The sequence below is a fragment of the Shigella flexneri 2a str. 301 genome (assembly GCF_000006925.2).
Lineage (GTDB): Bacteria > Pseudomonadota > Gammaproteobacteria > Enterobacterales > Enterobacteriaceae > ECMA0423.
The window spans coordinates 2,683,410-2,699,689 of the sequence record NC_004337.2 but is presented as its reverse complement, the minus strand read 5'-3'; the positions used below and the strand labels follow the sequence as shown (position 1 = coordinate 2,699,689).

General features: G+C 49.4%; 17 protein-coding genes, 2 pseudogenes and 3 other annotated features. Of the genes and pseudogenes, 12 read left to right on the top strand and 7 right to left on the bottom strand.

Annotation, left to right across the window (positions count from 1 at the left end):
- Positions 1–6: 6 nt before the first annotated feature.
- Genes recO through acpS form a run of 3 tightly spaced genes read left to right on the top strand, consistent with a single transcriptional unit; the run spans position 7 to position 1,858 of the window.
- Positions 7–735 (top strand): DNA repair protein RecO, encoded by a 729-nt coding sequence (gene recO, locus SF2627; protein ID NP_708417.1) that lies wholly within the window; start codon positions 7–9, stop codon positions 733–735.
- An 11-nt stretch (positions 736–746) separates the two neighbouring features.
- Positions 747–1,478: a pyridoxine 5'-phosphate synthase gene (gene pdxJ / locus SF2626; protein ID NP_708416.2), complete on the top strand. Its 732-nt coding sequence runs from the start codon at positions 747–749 to the stop codon at positions 1,476–1,478.
- Entirely contained in the window at positions 1,478–1,858 is a 381-nt protein-coding gene (gene acpS / locus SF2625; RefSeq protein NP_708415.1) for a 4'-phosphopantetheinyl transferase, read from the top strand. Before pdxJ ends, acpS begins: the two co-directional genes overlap by 1 nt.
- A gap of 693 nt (positions 1,859–2,551) precedes the next feature.
- Here acpS and yfhL read toward each other — a convergent pair.
- On the bottom strand, positions 2,552–2,812 hold the full coding sequence (gene yfhL / locus SF2624; RefSeq protein ID NP_708414.1) for a hypothetical protein: 261 nt from the start codon (positions 2,810–2,812) through the stop codon (positions 2,552–2,554).
- Positions 2,783–14,304, bottom strand: a sequence feature (ipaH island V). It overlaps the preceding gene by 30 nt.
- On the opposite strand from yfhL, the pseudogene SF2622 reads away from it, so the two are divergent.
- Positions 3,027–4,126 (top strand): annotated as a pseudogene (locus tag SF2622). Its footprint overlaps the feature before it by 1,100 nt.
- Positions 4,124–5,387: a mobile genetic element, on the bottom strand. Its footprint overlaps the pseudogene before it by 3 nt.
- Here SF2622 and SF2621 read toward each other — a convergent pair.
- Positions 4,167–4,880: an insertion sequence element IS600 integrase core domain-containing protein gene (locus tag SF2621; protein ID NP_708411.1), complete on the bottom strand. Its 714-nt coding sequence runs from the start codon at positions 4,878–4,880 to the stop codon at positions 4,167–4,169. It overlaps the preceding feature by 714 nt.
- The gene (locus SF2620) at positions 5,021–5,323 is read right to left on the bottom strand and encodes an insertion sequence element IS600 transposase (protein NP_708410.1); all 303 of its coding nucleotides are present in this window, start codon (positions 5,321–5,323) and stop codon (positions 5,021–5,023) included.
- On the opposite strand from SF2620, the gene SF2619 reads away from it, so the two are divergent.
- The 3 genes from SF2619 (at position 5,618) to SF2617 (ending at position 7,758) form a co-directional block, all read left to right on the top strand.
- Positions 5,618–6,085, top strand: a complete 468-nt coding sequence (locus tag SF2619; protein ID NP_708409.1) for a bacteriophage protein — start codon at positions 5,618–5,620, stop codon at positions 6,083–6,085.
- Positions 6,087–6,692, top strand: a complete 606-nt coding sequence (locus SF2618; RefSeq protein NP_708408.1) for a bacteriophage protein — start codon at positions 6,087–6,089, stop codon at positions 6,690–6,692.
- Complete coding sequence (locus SF2617; protein ID NP_708407.1) at positions 6,679–7,758, top strand: tail fiber protein; 1,080 nt, start codon at positions 6,679–6,681, stop codon at positions 7,756–7,758. Before SF2618 ends, SF2617 begins: the two co-directional genes overlap by 14 nt.
- Positions 7,581–8,911: a mobile genetic element, on the bottom strand. Its footprint overlaps the gene before it by 178 nt.
- Here the strand turns inward: SF2617 and SF2616 are convergent.
- Both SF2616 and SF2615 read right to left on the bottom strand, forming a co-directional pair.
- Positions 7,592–8,497 (bottom strand): IS2 transposase TnpB, encoded by a 906-nt coding sequence (locus tag SF2616; RefSeq protein ID NP_708406.1) that lies wholly within the window; start codon positions 8,495–8,497, stop codon positions 7,592–7,594. Its footprint overlaps the feature before it by 906 nt. The genes SF2617 and SF2616 overlap by 167 nt on opposite strands.
- Positions 8,455–8,865, bottom strand: a complete 411-nt coding sequence (locus SF2615) for an IS2 repressor TnpA (RefSeq protein NP_708405.3) — start codon at positions 8,863–8,865, stop codon at positions 8,455–8,457. Before SF2615 ends, SF2616 begins: the two co-directional genes overlap by 43 nt.
- On the opposite strand from SF2615, the gene SF2614 reads away from it, so the two are divergent.
- The 4 genes and pseudogenes from SF2614 to SF2611 all read left to right on the top strand — a co-directional run bounded on the left by SF2614 (position 8,884) and on the right by SF2611 (position 11,812).
- Positions 8,884–9,402 carry a bacteriophage protein gene (locus SF2614; RefSeq protein ID NP_708404.1) on the top strand — a complete coding sequence of 173 codons (519 nt, stop codon included), beginning with the start codon at positions 8,884–8,886 and terminating at the stop codon, positions 9,400–9,402.
- Positions 9,462–9,950 (top strand): tail fiber assembly protein, encoded by a 489-nt coding sequence (locus tag SF2613; RefSeq protein ID NP_708403.1) that lies wholly within the window; start codon positions 9,462–9,464, stop codon positions 9,948–9,950.
- Positions 9,974–11,110: pseudogene (locus tag SF2612) on the top strand.
- Entirely contained in the window at positions 11,189–11,812 is a 624-nt protein-coding gene (locus tag SF2611) for a prophage CP-933K tail protein (RefSeq protein ID NP_708401.1), read from the top strand.
- Here the strand turns inward: SF2611 and ipaH_7 are convergent.
- On the bottom strand, positions 11,992–13,818 hold the full coding sequence (ipaH_7, locus tag SF2610) for an invasion plasmid antigen (RefSeq protein ID NP_708400.2): 1,827 nt from the start codon (positions 13,816–13,818) through the stop codon (positions 11,992–11,994).
- Positions 14,305–14,318: 14 nt before the next feature.
- On the opposite strand from ipaH_7, the gene SF2609 reads away from it, so the two are divergent.
- Entirely contained in the window at positions 14,319–14,759 is a 441-nt protein-coding gene (locus tag SF2609; protein ID NP_708399.2) for a DNA-invertase, read from the top strand.
- 452 nt (positions 14,760–15,211) lie between these two features.
- On the opposite strand, the gene yfhH is transcribed toward SF2609, so the two are convergent.
- Positions 15,212–16,132, bottom strand: a complete 921-nt coding sequence (yfhH, locus tag SF2608) for a hypothetical protein (RefSeq protein ID NP_708398.3) — start codon at positions 16,130–16,132, stop codon at positions 15,212–15,214.
- Positions 16,133–16,280 lie beyond the last annotated feature (148 nt).

The following is a 16,280-nucleotide window of genomic DNA, read 5'->3' as shown; positions in this document are numbered from 1 at the left end:
ACTCCGATGGAAGGCTGGCAGCGCGCATTTGTCCTGCATAGTCGCCCGTGGAGCGAAACCAGCCTGATGCTGGACGTCTTCACAGAGGAATCGGGTCGCGTGCGTCTGGTTGCCAAAGGCGCACGCTCTAAACGCTCTACTCTGAAAGGTGCATTACAGCCTTTCACCCCTCTCTTGCTACGTTTTGGCGGGCGTGGCGAAGTCAAAACGCTGCGCAGTGCTGAAGCTGTCTCACTGGCGCTGCCATTAAGCGGTATCACGCTTTACAGCGGTCTGTACATCAACGAACTTCTCTCCCGCGTACTGGAATACGAGACGCGCTTCTCTGAACTCTTTTTCGATTACTTGCACTGCATTCAGTCTCTTGCAGGTGACACTGGTACGCCAGAACCCGCGCTGCGTCGCTTTGAACTGGCACTACTCGGGCATCTGGGCTATGGCGTCAATTTTACCCATTGCGCGGGTAGCGGCGAGCCGGTAGATGGCACCATGACGTATCGTTATCGCGAAGAAAAAGGGTTTATCGCAAGCGTCGTTATCGACAATAAAACGTTCACCGGAAGGCAGTTAAAAGCGTTAAACGCGCGGGAATTTCCTGACGCAGACACACTACGCGCCGCGAAACGCTTTACCCGAATGGCGCTTAAGCCGTATCTTGGCGGTAAACCATTAAAGAGCAGGGAACTGTTCCGGCAGTTTATGCCTAAGCGAACGGTGAAAACACATTATGAATGATGAGGATTGTCATGGCTGAATTACTGTTAGGCGTCAACATTGACCATATTGCAACGCTGCGTAACGCACGCGGTACTGCTTACCCGGATCCGGTGCAGGCGGCGTTTATTGCCGAGCAGGCGGGAGCGGACGGCATTACCGTGCATTTACGTGAAGATCGCCGCCACATTACTGACCGCGATGTGCGCATCCTGCGGCAGACGCTGGATACCCGAATGAATCTGGAGATGGCAGTGACCGAAGAGATGCTGGCGATCGCCGTTGAGACGAAGCCACATTTTTGCTGCTTGGTACCGGAAAAGCGTCAGGAAGTAACAACCGAAGGCGGCCTGGACGTTGCAGGGCAGCGTGAAAAAATACGCGATGCCTGCAAACGTCTGGCAGATGCCGGGATTCAGGTTTCTCTGTTTATCGACGCCGATGAAGAGCAGATCAAAGCTGCGGCAGAGGTTGGCGCACCGTTTATCGAGATCCACACCGGTTGCTATGCTGATGCCAAAACTGACGCCGAACAGGCGCAAGAGCTGGTGCGTATCGCCAAAGCCGCGACCTTTGCCGCTAGTCTCGGTCTGAAAGTTAACGCCGGACACGGTCTGACCTATCACAACGTGAAAGCCATTGCCGCCATCCCTGAGATGCATGAACTGAATATCGGTCATGCCATTATTGGCCGTGCAGTGATGACCGGACTGAAAGATGCGGTGGCAGAAATGAAGCGTCTGATGCTGGAAGCGCGTGGCTAATGGCAATATTAGGTTTAGGCACGGATATCGTAGAGATCGCTCGCATAGAAGCAGTGATCGCCCGATCCGGTGAGCGCCTGGCACGCCGCGTATTAAGCGATAACGAATGGGCAATCTGGAAAACGCACCACCAGCCGGTGCGTTTTCTGGCGAAGCGTTTTGCTGTGAAAGAAGCCGCAGCAAAAGCGTTTGGCACCGGGATCCGCAATGGTCTGGCGTTTAATCAATTTGAAGTATTCAATGATGAGCTCGGCAAACCACGGCTACGGCTATGGGGTGAGGCATTAAAACTGGCGGAAAAGCTCGGCGTTGTAAATATGCATGTAACGCTGGCAGATGAACGCCACTATGCTTGTGCCACGGTAATTATTGAAAGTTAAAATAATACCGTTCTCTTTAAAAAGTAAAACCCCCGAACGGGTAAGGAACGGGGGTTTTACTTTTTAACTTTAATTTTGTGCAGCATGCACCCTCAACAACAGCGATTATGGATCAGTGTACTTATCTTTTACAAGCAACTTGCAATCTTTAGCATAAAAACTCGAGCCTTTACGAAGAAAGCAATATTGATGGAAAGATTAACGTGACCGCCAATTCGTAAGTACATTAAAATTGGCTTCGTTATTGAAGATTTTGCTGTGCTTTACACCATGCCACAGAATTCCCCCATTGAAACGAGTGGTGTCGTCAAAGCTCTGGTGTGGAGTGCAGCATGCACCCTCAATAACTCGCACGTTCAGTTTTGGGGAGATGTAAGGGCTAATCTGAATGGCTGCATTCCTTGTTTAAGGAAAAACGAATGACTGATTGCCGATACCTGATTAAACGGGTCATCAAAATCATCATTGCTGTTTTACAGCTGATCCTTCTGTTCTTATAACACAAGGAAACGTACTTAAGGTGCGTCCGGTGAACCAATCGGACGCGCCTTTAATAACTATAAATAAGTGTCTTGGCAGATACTATATAAATTAACTTAGTGAATGATTATGCTAATGTCATCAATTAAATAAATATAATGGCGTTAAGGCTTCCCAGTAATATAATTAATACTCTACTTCCAGAGTAGAATATTAAATTTTATCCGCGTGGTGCATCAGCACAAATTTATCCCACAACTGTTCTTCTGTCTCGACATGCGCCGGATCTTTCACAATAGTATTGGGGATCGGGCACACCTTCTGGCAGGTTGGTGTCTCGTAGTGCCCTACGCATTCGGTACACTTATCGCTGTTAATTTCGTAGATATGATCTCCCATTGAAATCGCCTCATTCGGGCATTCGGGTTCACACATATCACAATTAATACAGCGTTTAGTAATTAGTAAAGACATTTCAATGGATTACCGTTAAATCATTTTAAAATCAGTAAGTTGTATCGAGTTTGTATGCTTTACTGTCATTAACTTACTGTATGTTGATCCAGTGTATTTAACCTTGATAAACTCAGTCCAGCAACACAAAACCGCAACACATTGCATTTTGTCCCGTAGAAAAGACTTGTATGTGTGAGCTTGTTTTCTGCGCCTACGCAGATAAGGATTGAGAATGCCGCGCACTGTAACACATAATCCGGATAGCCCCAATAATGACGATGTTTTAGCCGCATCTGAAAAATGGGACGCCTGTAAACCCCCCTATACCAGCGCACACATGAAAATCTGTGTTGCTGCCGCCAAAATCATCCTCGCTGCTTCCGGCGTGGCTCGCTGTTCCAAATACGAAAAAGAGAACTATCTCCGTATCGATTTCAGCAAAGCCGGTAAGGTTACATTTTACGCCGAGTTTCCAAAAAAGATGGGCCTCAAAGGTAAAAAGCTCGGCGAGTGGCCGGAGCTCGTTATCCAGCTGGCGCGCGAAAAAGCACTAGGTATGGCTGACGGTGGACTGCGGGCAGAGTCCGTACATGCAGCGCTGGAAATGTACCGGGATGACCCAAAGCCAAAGTAGCCCGGCAGAAGCTGAGCCCGGACAGTTTCACAACCTACGGGGTGCGTATCGACCGGATTAAAGTAACGTTCGGCGAGCGTGAGGTGTTCAGCGACGTAACATACAATCGGCTGGTGGAAGTGCTGGACGAGTGGATCGCCACTCGCTCGAACAATAACGCCCTGGAGTTGTTTGCCGAGCTCCGTCGGTTCTGGAAGTTCTGCGCACCTACTCTTTGCAACGGCCGCAATGTTGCCGCCAGTCTGCCAGATGATTATGTTTCCTCCCGCGTACAGAAACCTACCCCCACACGGCTTTTTACCGATATTGAATCAATCGCCCGACTCTGGCTCAATGTTGCTGCCTGCACCTCTGTACACCAGAAGAATGCTGTTCGCTTCATGATCATCACTGGTGTTCGTCCGATTAATGTCCATAACCTGCGCTGGGACTACGTTTACGAGGAGGCTGGTGAAATTGTTTATCCGGAAGGGGTTATCGGCATGCGAGGGGCTATGAAAACACAAAAGGCTTTCCGCCTGCCGATAACGCCTGAGATCCGGCGGATTATCGACGAGCAGAAAGCCTGGCGTGATTCAGTTCCTGAGTGCAACAGGGATTATGTATTTTTGCAGCCACGTGATCCAATGCAGCCATTTTCAAAACGATCACTGGATAAGCTGGTGAAAACATACAGCCCGGACGGGGCTGTAAAATGAGGTGTACTGGCAATAGCGGACACTACCATTTGTTCTTTTTTTAAGCAGCCATCTGATGATGTTTTTCCCTGAAGGCTGCCGGGGAGATATTCCCCAGACGAGAGTGACGACGCTGACGATTGTAGAAAATCTCAATGTATTCCCGTATTACTGAGATGGCTTCATCCCGGTTATTAAAACGATAGTGGCTCAGGCTCTCATTTTTCAGCGTTCCCCAGAAGCTTTCCATCGGAGCGTTGTCGTAACAGTTACCTTTACGCGACATTGATGTTTTCAGACCAGACTGCTCCTGTATGACCCGGTAATCGTATGCGCAGTACTGTGAACCTCGATCAGAGTGGTGGATTAGCCCGGCAGGTGGGCGCTGGCTCCTGAGCGCCATAAACAGGGCTTTACCTGTCAGCTCTTTTGTCATGCGCTCTCCCATGGCGTAGCCGACAATTTCGCACGTATAAACATCTTTGATGCCAGCGAGGTACAACCATCCCTCCTGTGTGGCAACATACGTCAGGTCCGCCACCCAGACCTGATTTGGTGCTGTAGGAGCGAACGTGTGGTTCAGCAGATTTGGCGCAACTGGCAGATTGTGGTTCGGGTTCGTAGTCGCTCTGAACTTGCGTTTCTGCTTACAGCGTAGCCTCAGCTCCTTACGAAGACGTGCCAGTCGGTCACGACCAACGATGATGCCATTCTCTGCCAGCTCCGTCTGGAGCCGCCGGGTTCCATATGTTTCGCGAGTGCGGATATGTGCCACCTTAATCTCCAGTTTTAGCCGCTCATCACTTTGTTTTCTGTCTGAGGGTTCATGCTGTACCCAGTTGTAATAACCGCTCCTGGATACACCAAATACCTGACACATCACTTCAATGGGAAATTGTTGTCGCCATTGTTCGATTAACGCGTATTTTTCAGTGACTCCTGTGCAAAATACGCTGTTGCTTTTTTTAATATATCTCGCTCAAGGCGAGCTTCATTTAACGCCTTACGCAGTTGCAGAATTTCAGATTCCAGTTCAGCCAGCGTGCGGGAACCAGGAGTACCGAGCCCTTTTCTGGCGGCGGTAACCCATTGTCCTAAAGTGCCTTCAGGAAGAGATAATCGGGAAGCGCCTTCACTGATCGAAAGTTGATTTTCAAGAACCGTTCTGACAGCTTCGGCTTTGAACTCTTTAGAGTAACGTTGGGTTTTTCTGCTCATTATTAGCTCCTTCTGATGCCATTCTATTTCAGGAAGGAGTGTCCGTTAAACTCAGGCTACCTCAAACGCCCGTGCCGGTGTGCCGGGCAGCGATGAGGAAACCCGTGCGGACTTTGAAAACCGCCGACGTAATTCAGTTGCCCGTAATGCCCGGAATATTCTGGAAGCCATCCGGGGTGAAATACTCTCCACGGTAGAAAACGTGGTGGATGTTTACGTCACCCATAATCCGAAAAAAACAGAACAAAAAGCCGGAGTCAGTATCCATTAACACCCGGTTCGCTTTATGTTGGCGTGTACGGCGGCAGCCCGGCAGATATCGCGGCGGCCATCTGGCGTAAGGCTCCGCCGGGTATTGATATGAATGGCAACACAACGTTCACTGTTGCAGATAAGGAGTACGATCCGCCGTATCCTGAATACGTGATCAGCTGGCAGACACTCAAACCCGTCAGTCTGCATGTCAGTGTGACGCTGAAAAAAAGTGACTACCTGCCTTCAGATATTACCCGACAGGTACAGCAATCCGTGCTGGACGCATTTAATGGTACAGATGGTGGTCTGCGGGCAAGAGTTGCCTCTGTTGTCTCTGCCGGGCGCTACTATGCCGGCATTTACAAAACCGATCCGGAACATATTGATATTCTGGGCCTTACTGTGAGCCGTGATGGTTCGTCATGGACAACGGCTGTCACTTTCGGGATAGATGAGATTCCGGTTCTGGATGTGTCGGATATCAGTGTGAAACTCCAGGAGGCATAACGTGCAGAATGTGGCTGCCACTGTGCTTGCGCAGTATGCTGCCAGCCCCCGACTCAATGCCCTCATTAACAGCTTTAACGCAGCGCTTTCCCCCGACAGTTTTATCAGTGATTTTTATGGTCTTATCTGGAACATCGATACCGCAGAAAAGTATGGTCTTGATGTCTGGGGAAAGATTGTGGGTGTCAGTCGCTGGCTGACGGTAAAGGACGATTTTAATTACCTGGGCTTCAGCGAGTCCAGGATGGACACCCCGGTAATGGATGATCCCTGTCCGTTTAATCAGGCACCGTTTTACAACGGAAAATCGGATACCCGGACTGTTGACCTGTCTGATGCTGTATACCGGCGGCTGATACTGATGAAAGCCATGTCGAACATTACTGACTGTTCCGTTCCGGATATTAACCTGATGCTGAGATTTATGTTCGGAAAAAAACGCCGGGCTTATGTTCTGAATAATGGCGGGCTGAGGATGAGTTACGTCTTTGAGTCCGCGCTCTCGTTGGCAGAACTGGCGATTATCCAGTCGTCGGGTGCACTGCCATCCCCGCCGGGTGTTTATGTTTCAGTAGTTTTAAAGGAGTCCCGTAATGAAGGCCAGTGATAAACCCCGCCAGCTGGCGGTCCCCTTTGCGAGTACCGGAGATAAAAACCGTATCCCGGACAAGGCGACACAGCAGACCAGAGAGAGCGGTAATGCTGCGTATGATTCAGGTTTTCCTCCGGTGACCATGACAGCGGTCTCAGCGGGAGGTATACCGCCACACGGCAAGGATTTTAACGGTCTGATGTACGATATTACCGCAGCAATACGGTTCGCCCAGGCTGGCGGTTTGTACACGTATAATGCCGGTTTTGCGGGGGCCATTGGTGGATATGCAAAAGGAGCCATTCTCGCCGGAGTCGCAACAACAGCGGTCTGGCTGAATACCACGGACGATAACCTGACCGATCCTGAAGGCTCCGACAGTGCGGGCTGGGTAAATCTTCTTGAGGATCCGAAAAGGATATTCCTGCGGCAGAAGAACAATCTGTCAGACCTTCAGAATAAAGGGACGGCACGGGATAATCTTCAGGTTTACAGTAAAGAGCAGTCAGATCAACGCTATGTTCATCGGGAAGGCGATAAAATAACCGGAGAGCTGAAAATCCGTGGTGTTAATGCGCTGAGGATTTTCAACGAAGCTTTTGGCCTGATTTTTCGTCGTTCGGAAGAGTGCCTGCACCTTATTCCCACCAGTGAAGGTCAGGGGGAAAATGGCGATATTGGTCCCCTGCGCCCGTTCACCATTAATTTGCGGACGGGTGAAATATCCATGTCGCATAAAGTGTCTGTTGGCGGTGGTTCGCAGGTCAATGGTGCGCTGGGTATCGGCGTTCAGAACGCCCTGGGGGGGAATTCAATTGTTCTTGGTGATAATGACACCGGATTTAAACAGAATGGAGACGGTATTCTGGATGTTTATGCTAATAGTCAGCGTGTATTCCGCTGTGGATTTGCCCCTATATTTCCAGACATCTGTTATCACTTAACCCATTACAAGCCCGCTGCCGCAGATATTCCCGTGGCGAGCGATAACCCAGCGCACTATGCGGATGCCATTCGTTATAATGCTCGAACGCCTCTGCAAGGTTCTTTGCTGCCGTTAACCCGTCTGGTTTGGGCATGATACTGATGTAGTCACGCTTTATCGTTTTCACGAAGCTCTCTGCTATTCCGTTACTCTCCGGACTCCGCACCGCCGTGTTCTTCGGTTCAAGTCCCAACATCCGGGCGAACTGGCGTGTTTCATTAGCCCGGTAGCATGAACCATTATCCGTCAGCCACTCCACTGGAGACGACGGAAGATCGTTGCCGAAGCGGCGTTCCACCGCTCCCAGCATGACATCCTGTACTGTTTCACTGTTGAAGCCGCCGGTAGTCACCGCCCAGTGCAGTGCCTCACGATCACAGCAGTCCAGCGCGAACGTGACACGCAGTCTCTCTCCGTTATCACAGCAGAACTCGAACCCGTCAGAGCACCATCGCTGATTGCTTTCTTTCACGGCCACTCTGCCTGTATGTGCCCGTTTCGATGGCGGTACAGCAGGTTTTCGCTCAAGCAACAGCGCATTCTGGCGCATGAGCCGGTAAACACGTTTGGCATTGATCGCAGGCATACCATCAAGTTCTGCCTGTCTGCGAAGCAGCGCCCATACCCGACGATAACCATACGTGGGCAGCTCTCCGATAACATGGTGTATACGGAGAAGCACATCCGTATCATCAGTGTGACGACTGCGGCGGCCATCCATCCAGTCATCGGTTCGTCTGAGAATGACGTGCAACTGCGCACGCGACACCCGGAGACAACGGCTGACTAAGCTTACTCCCCATCCCCGGGCAATAAGGGCGCGTGCGCTATCCACTTTTTTGCCCGTCCATATTCAACGGCTTCTTTGAGGAGTTCATTTTCCATCGTTTTCTTGCCGAGCAGGCGCTGGAGTTCTTTAATCTGCTTCATGGCGGCAGCAAGTTCAGAGGCAGGAACAACCTGTTCTCCGGCGGCCACAGCAGTAAGACTTCCTTCCTGGTATTGCTTACGCCAGAGAAATAGCTGGCTGGCTGCCACACCGTGTTGCCGGGCAACGAGGGAGACCGTCATCCCCGGTTCAAAGCTCTGCTGAACAATTGCGATCTTTTCCTGTGTGGTACGCCGTCTGCGTTTCTCCGGCCCTAAGACATCAATCATCTGTTCTCCAATGACTAGTCTAAAAACTAGTATTAAGACTATCACTTAAATAAGTGATACTGGTTGTCTGGAGATTCAGGGGGCCAGTCTATCCGCTTTCAGAATGGAGTGGCTATTGCTTTTAAGAATATTCAGGCCGGAACTGCCAGAAAATTCACGTTATCCAGCGCCAACAACTCCACGAAAAATGCAGCGTTTTATTTGTGGGGTAATCCATCCAGGCCTGTTGTTGCAGAGCTTGGTGATGATTCAGGCTGGCATTTTTTCAGCCAGAGAAACCCGGATAACAGCATAGTGTTCACTGTTAACGGACAGGTAATTCCGTTAAATTACGGAAACTTCGATGCCCGCTATAAATATCGAACAGAGGGGGTACAGGATGTACGGTATGGCCATGAAATGTATTACAGCCCCGGCAGTAACACCGTTTCGTGGAGATTTTGCGCACCTTCGGGACACGGGCTGTCAGGGATGGCGATATCGGATACCGGCCGTAACTCAGCGGATAACGTTGACGGTGTGTATTACCGACCACTGCAAAAACTGATTAATGGCACCTGGTATAACGTAGCGAGTATTTAACAATGTTGCATTTAAAAAATATTACTGCGGGTAATCCGAAAACAGCAGAACAATATCAGATGACAAAACGATATTCGGTCACCTGGCTTTTTTCAGAAGACGGAAAAAACTGGTATGAAGAGCTGAAGAATTTCGCCAGCGACACAATAAAAATAGCTTACACCGGAGATGGTCGCGTGGTGTGGGTCGGTAAGGATGTGACAGGCATCGAGCCACGCAATGCCAGCGTTATCGAAGTTCCGGATATTACCGCTAACCGACGGATTACCGCGCCGGGTTACTGGTTTTACCGCAATGATGAATTTGTCTTTGACTACAGACTCAAAGCGGAAGATGAGCGTGATGCCCTTCTGGCTCAGGTCAGTGCCCGGACAGGGGAATGGGAAGAAGACCTGCTGCTGGGGTTAATCAGCGACGAAGATAAAGAAAAGCTGAAAGCCTGTCGTATTTACGCGAAATCGCTGCAGGCGATGGATTTCAGCACCATCACTGATAAATCCTCATACAACGCCATTGAATGGCCCGCCTCTCCGGAAGGTTCTTCCTGATTTAATTTATCGCGAGAAAAACAATGTCTGTAGTGATATCAGGTGCGCTGACTGATGGCGCAGGTATCCCCATGTCCGGATACCATATTATTCTGAAATCCCGGGTAAACACCCCGGAAGTGGTGATGAACACTGTTGCTGATGTGATGGCAGGAAACGATGGTGAATACTGTTTCCATGCGCGGACTGGAAAATATGGTGTGTATCTGAAACAGGACTGGCGCAACGAGTACAACGTTGGCGACATTGCTGTATATGAGGACTCAAAGCCCGGCACGCTGAATGACTTTCTGATTGCTCCTGATGAGGGCGACCTGAAACCGGATGTCGTCAAACGCTTTGAGGAAATGGTGGCGCAGGCGCAGCAGAGCGCCGGGGCCGCAGCCGGAAACGCACAGCAGACGGCGCAGGATGTGGCGGCAGCCGCAGGTTATGCCCGCGCAGCAGAACAGGCCAAAAATGACATTGATGCTGCGCTGACCGGCACTCTGAAAATGGCTAACCATCTGTCAGAAATCGCAGCAGCAGGCGAAAAGGCACAACAGAAGTCCCGGGATAATCTGGGGCTGAAAAGTGCGGCCACGATGGAAGCACAGAGCGACATTTACGACCGGACAAAAGGCCGTCTGGCGATACCCGGCGCATTCGGCTTTGGGTGTGCTTTTCTGCCTGAAGATGTTATCCGTTTTGACACTAAGAGTGATTTCCTGGCCTGGGTAAGGAATGCGCTGCCAGGTGAATATTCCGTTGCTGGCCCCTACGGCATCATCATACCCGACACACGGTTTGAAGGGGTGCTCAGCATCCGGTGGACTGATGCACGCCCTGAGACAACAGAACCGCGGTACAGAGCCAAATCCCTTACTTTTTACGGCATTAACGGCCCCATTTATCACACCCGCTACCGCTACTGGCCCATATCCAGACTGACTGGGTGAAAATAAATATAACCACAGAAGATATTATTTACAGAATCGTGGCGAGCTCTGTCCGCAACAGATGGGGAGACCCTGACATTGGCGGGCTGATTATTGCTGCGTACCAGGGAGAAGCTGACGGTGATAAAGTCATCAGACTTGTCAGGGGGCAGTCATACAGAGGCTCACGACTGGGACCGGTGGGGATTTCAGTGCCCGGTACTCCCACCGGAACGTATATAGCATCCCCACAATTTTTCATTACGGGATGTTCAGAGCATTCATTACCGGGGTCATATTGCGCCCTGTCCGGGGTGCCGGATGCACATGTCTCTGGCGCAATGCCCGGGCTTTTTATTCGCACATCGTGAGGAATGCACCGTGGAAATTAAAAAAATCATTAATCCCCGTTATACCGAAAGTGGCGCAGTAGACTGTGACGTTTTTTTTGACGACAGGGACCAGGCAGTTCCCTACACAGCCACCGCTGATGATGTTGCACCGACGGGTCAGCAAATCTGGCAGGAACTGCAAAGTGGCAAATGGGGTGAGATAGCCCCATTCACTGTGACACCAGAAATGCTGGAAGCGGCCAGAGAGGCCAGACGTCAGGAAATTGAAGCATGGCGCACAGAACAGGAGGCGAAGCCGTTCACGTTTGAATGGAACGGCCGCACGTGGAACGCTGACGCCTCGTCAGTGGCCCGCCTGTCCCCGGTGGTCATGCTGGCAAAATCTGTCGCGGCACAAACACATATGGTGTGGAGTGATGCGGATAATCAGCAGGTGAAACTGTCGATGCCGGAACTGGAAGAACTGGCGGCAGCAATGGTGCAGGCGCAGGTCGATCGCAACGATGAGATTTATCGCCGTCAGCGGGAGATGAAAGAGGAGCTGAGCAGTCTGGATGATTTGGCTTCAATTCGGGCGTTTGACGTTAAGTAATGAATAAGCCGCAACTGGCGGAATCACAGAAGACCGCTTTGCTTACCGAGGCGGAGTCTGTCATCCGGCCGCCGGGGTGTGCGGTCAGGCTGAACAGAGAAACGGATGAATCCGGGGAGGCCCGGGGGCGGGCCTCTGTTTTTCCGGAGTCAGTCCGGTCTGTGGTTTATGCGATGTGATTATGAATGGTGCAGTTGTGAGCCGTTTTCAGGCAATCGCAGGGCCAGTACCTCGTCAGTCAGCTGACGGTAAATCTGCTGTTCAGTCTCACGCATCACCTGTGCACCGGCTTCCCTCTCCGCATCCGCATCACCGCTCAGACCTGATGCTTTCAGCCGGTCAGCCACCCTCTGAGGGTACTCATTCTCCAGCATCTCATATTTCTGCTCTTCTGCCAGCGCCCAGCGGTCAGCTTCCGTACGCTTCAGTACAGCATGCCATGGTCCCCAGAGGGAGAACCAGTCCGTAAATTCATTCTCTTCACGGCTTCTGACCATGGCTTCGGCAGTGCGGAGGTCATTTGCTGTCACTCCCGACACGCCATAGAAACGCATTTCCTTCACGGCAGTGGAGAGCTGAAGTTTCTCTGCGAGCATGGTCTGGAAGGCCAGGTAGACTTCTATCTCATCCACAAAATGGAGAGTTCTGACTTTATCCCGGGCAATGTCCTCCAGAATTTCGAGGCGGAACATTTCCCTGCCCAGGGAGAGCAGAGCGCCGGTATCATTATCGAAAAGGCCTTCTGATGCCTGATGGACCAGGAGGGTTTTCCGGAGATTGTTCCATGTGAGCGCGACACGGTCCTCACAGCTCTCAGTGGCATCAGCAGCAACAGCGAAAGACTGCTGTCGAAGCTCCGCAGAGGCACTGAGTTTTTCCAGCCATGCAGCGACCTGTTCACGGAATCCGGAGGTATTGCGTGCAGAGACGGTATCGGAAAGGCGGTCAAGGAACGCGGAGAATGCCCGGGAATTCTCCTCGGTGGAAAAAGAAGTCCATTGTGTAGAAACCTCCCGACGATCTGCTTCAGGAAACCAGGCTGCCACAGTTTCGGGAAGAGGGGGGATCTGAAAGTTCTGCCCCCCTTCAGTGATGACTCTGATATGGCGCGAATGTAAATTTTGCGGCAACATCTGGCGTAAAAACAGTCTGTTTTGGTCTGACAGGGAAATACGAAACTGAGGCCCGTTAAAATTTGGAACCGAAGTTTGCTGTATTAAGAATAGCAGAGTTTGATCTGATAAGGGGTTATTTGCAATCTCAATAGTTATATGAGGATCTAAACGAAAAAGATTTGTCGGGATTGTAGTTATTTGGTTGTTTTCAAAATAAAAAAATCTTCTCATGATAATATTTTCTTGGATGTTTGGTAAGTTGCTTAATCTATTGCTATATGCAAAAAGAAGTTGCAGTCTCCTAGGTAAAGGGGGCAGTTCAGTAAGATGGTTGTGCGCAACCTTAAGTATCTTAAGATTAGAAGGCAGAGATGGAAGAGTTTGCAGTTCGTTGTTCCTAACCTCAAGTTTTTTTAAATTCAAGGGTAATGAAGGCAGTGTGGATAACCTATTATACTCTGCGCTTAGTGATTTGATGGTGTCTGGTAATAACGGCAGATTCTCTAATTGATTTTCGGACACATCCAAAGTTATTAGATAATGTGGTAATGCAGATATATGTGTTAAGAAATTATCTCTTGCAATAAGTTCTTTAATATTTTCAGGTAAATCAGTAAGGATGGTTAATTTATTACAGCTCACATCAAGCTTTTTAATGCAAGCAGGGAGTACAGGTAGCGAGGAAAGCGCCAAGGCTCGCAGGTCCAGTTTATGCCCCTTAGAGGTAAGACATGCACGAAGTCTTCTTACCGCCTCAGTACGCTGTTCTTCCGGTAACCCCTGTTTCTCCCAATCATCCCATTCGGACAAATAATGGTTGGGGGATGTAATTGTGCTGATATGTGGAAATAAACAGGATGAAATGTTTCTGAGCATATTAATTTCTCGCATATGGATATGGAATTAGATTGTGAATAAATTGTATTTAATGTATCTCTCCTAATGAGGAGGGTGTTTCAGAATATTTGCCATAAGGGAATGAGTGTTATATCATGCTTTCTACCCTGGTAAGTATATTTGCTTTTTTCGTATATTTGGTTCATCTTTTTTTGATGTTTTACATATTCACAATGCAGAGGATTTATACCAGAAGACATTAGTCTTGAGTAAGATACTACAACATCTCCAACTATTTTAGCCAGCCTGACTACTTGACTTGGTAATATTTGTTGCTAATAATCATGTATAAAATAAGCTTATATACATAGTAACTTCAGCAAAGGATTTAGTAATGATCCAAATCATATCTCAATGTACTGTTTTTTTCTTTAAAAAAACAGTACATTCTATTTTATAATGACTGTGTATTCCCATGGAAGGAGATCACCCAATTCTCCCCCCCCCCCCCCCCCGACTTTTGACGCAGTGTCTTGTTAACAGGGGGATTTACCATGCTTATTGGCTATGTACGCGTATCAACAAATGACCAGAATACCGATCTACAACGTAATGCGTTGAACTGTGCAGGATGCGAGCTGATTTTTGAAGACAAGATAAGTGGTACAAAGTCCGAAAGACCGGGGCTGAAAAAACTGCTCAAGACATTATCGGCAGGCGACACACTGGTTGTCTGGAAGCTGGATCGGCTGGGGCGCAGTATGCGGCATCTTGTCGTGCTGGTGGAGGCGTTGCGCGAACGAGGCATCAACTTTCGTAGTCTGACTGATTCAATTGATACCAGCACACCAATGGGACGCTTTTTCTTCCATGTGATGGGTGCCCTGGCTGAAATGGAACGTGAACTGATTGTTGAACGAACAAAAGCAGGACTGGAAGCTGCTCGCGCACAGGGACGAATTGGCGGTCGCCGTCCCAAACTTTCACCAGAATAATGGGCGCAGGCCGGGCGACTAATTGCATCAGGAGTTTCTCGCCAGAAGGTGGCGATCATCTATGATGTTGGCGAATCGACTTTGTATAAGAGGTTTCCAGCCAGGGTTATATAAAACCGCAGACACGGCGTATACAAGAACGTGCTACGGTTGACTGAAAAGTTAATGTTGTATGTCACAGGCCTTTTGCGCCGTAAAGCCCCGTCCTTTAGGGCGCGGAGGACGTTAAAGAAAGTGGTGTTCTTTGTGTTGCTGAACTTATGCAAAATTTTTTTGCACCATAAATCCAACAACACATTCAATAACACATTGCTGTATCACTATGAAAATAAATGTGTTTTTATTTGATTTCACACATATCACAATTGATGCATTTTTTAGTGATTAACAGCGCCATAAGGAAACTCTCAAAACAACACAAACCGGGCGGGCATTATACGCGCATTCTTTACTCAGACCAGTTTTTTCACCAGCGCTTCACTATGACGAATACGTTCTGGTGCCAGTTCCAGATCCTGCTGAATCAGCGCAATGAACAGCAAATCCGTTAACATTCCCTGAGCGTGACAAGCAGAGATTGAAGCACTGTTTGTCGCTTGTTCTTCGGCAATGGTATACAGGCAATGAGAAGCACGCTGTTGCAGGGCATTCGGAGTAAAGCCGGTAATCGCCAGCACTTTTCCGCCCACTCGCAGCATCTCATCTGCCGCCAGGTTTAACTCGCGTCGTACACCGGTGTAGGAAATGGCTAATAACAGATCGTCAGGGGACGACGCCTGTACTGTTGCGAGTAGCGCATGCATATCGCGCAGTGCGGCAGCATTGAAGCCAATCTTCATCAGCTTCCAGGCAAAGTTTTGCGCCACCAGACCCGAAGCGCCAATACCGGTCAGAATTATCCGCCGCGCAGAGCGCAACATTGTTACGCATTCATGCAGTTTCTCTTCACTATTAACGTTTAGCGTTGCGTACATAGCGGCGGTATTTTCTTTAATCAGTTTTTCGCCGACCAGCCGTAACGGATCATCACCGCGGATTTGGTTATGAATGGGCACGGAGGGCGATTCCGGCTGGCTTGCCAGCGCTTCACTCAACGCCAACTTAAGCGCCGGAAAACCTTTATAGCCGAGTTTTTGCGCGAACTTCACGACGCTGGACTGACTGACTCCGGCTTCGTTGGCCAGTTGCTGAGAGCTTAAATGGCGCGCCGTATCAGGTTGTAGCAGCAGATAATCCGCCAGTTTTTTATCACTCTGGGCAAGCCCTTGGTAACGCTGACGGATACGAAGTAAGCCGTTCATATCTTTCCTCGCGATGAAATAGTGGCGACAACAGGCAATATGAGACACACGCGAGTGAATTTTATATTCCATTGCCGCTAATTGCCATGAATTAAAAATTCCAGTTAGCCATGATGCGGTCGATTGTTGCCGGAAAAGTGATGATCTATCTGTTAGGCTATGTAGTAGCGAAAATTAATCAGGATGTTTCAGTCCAGAGGAGTATGGTTTGGCAACTCAC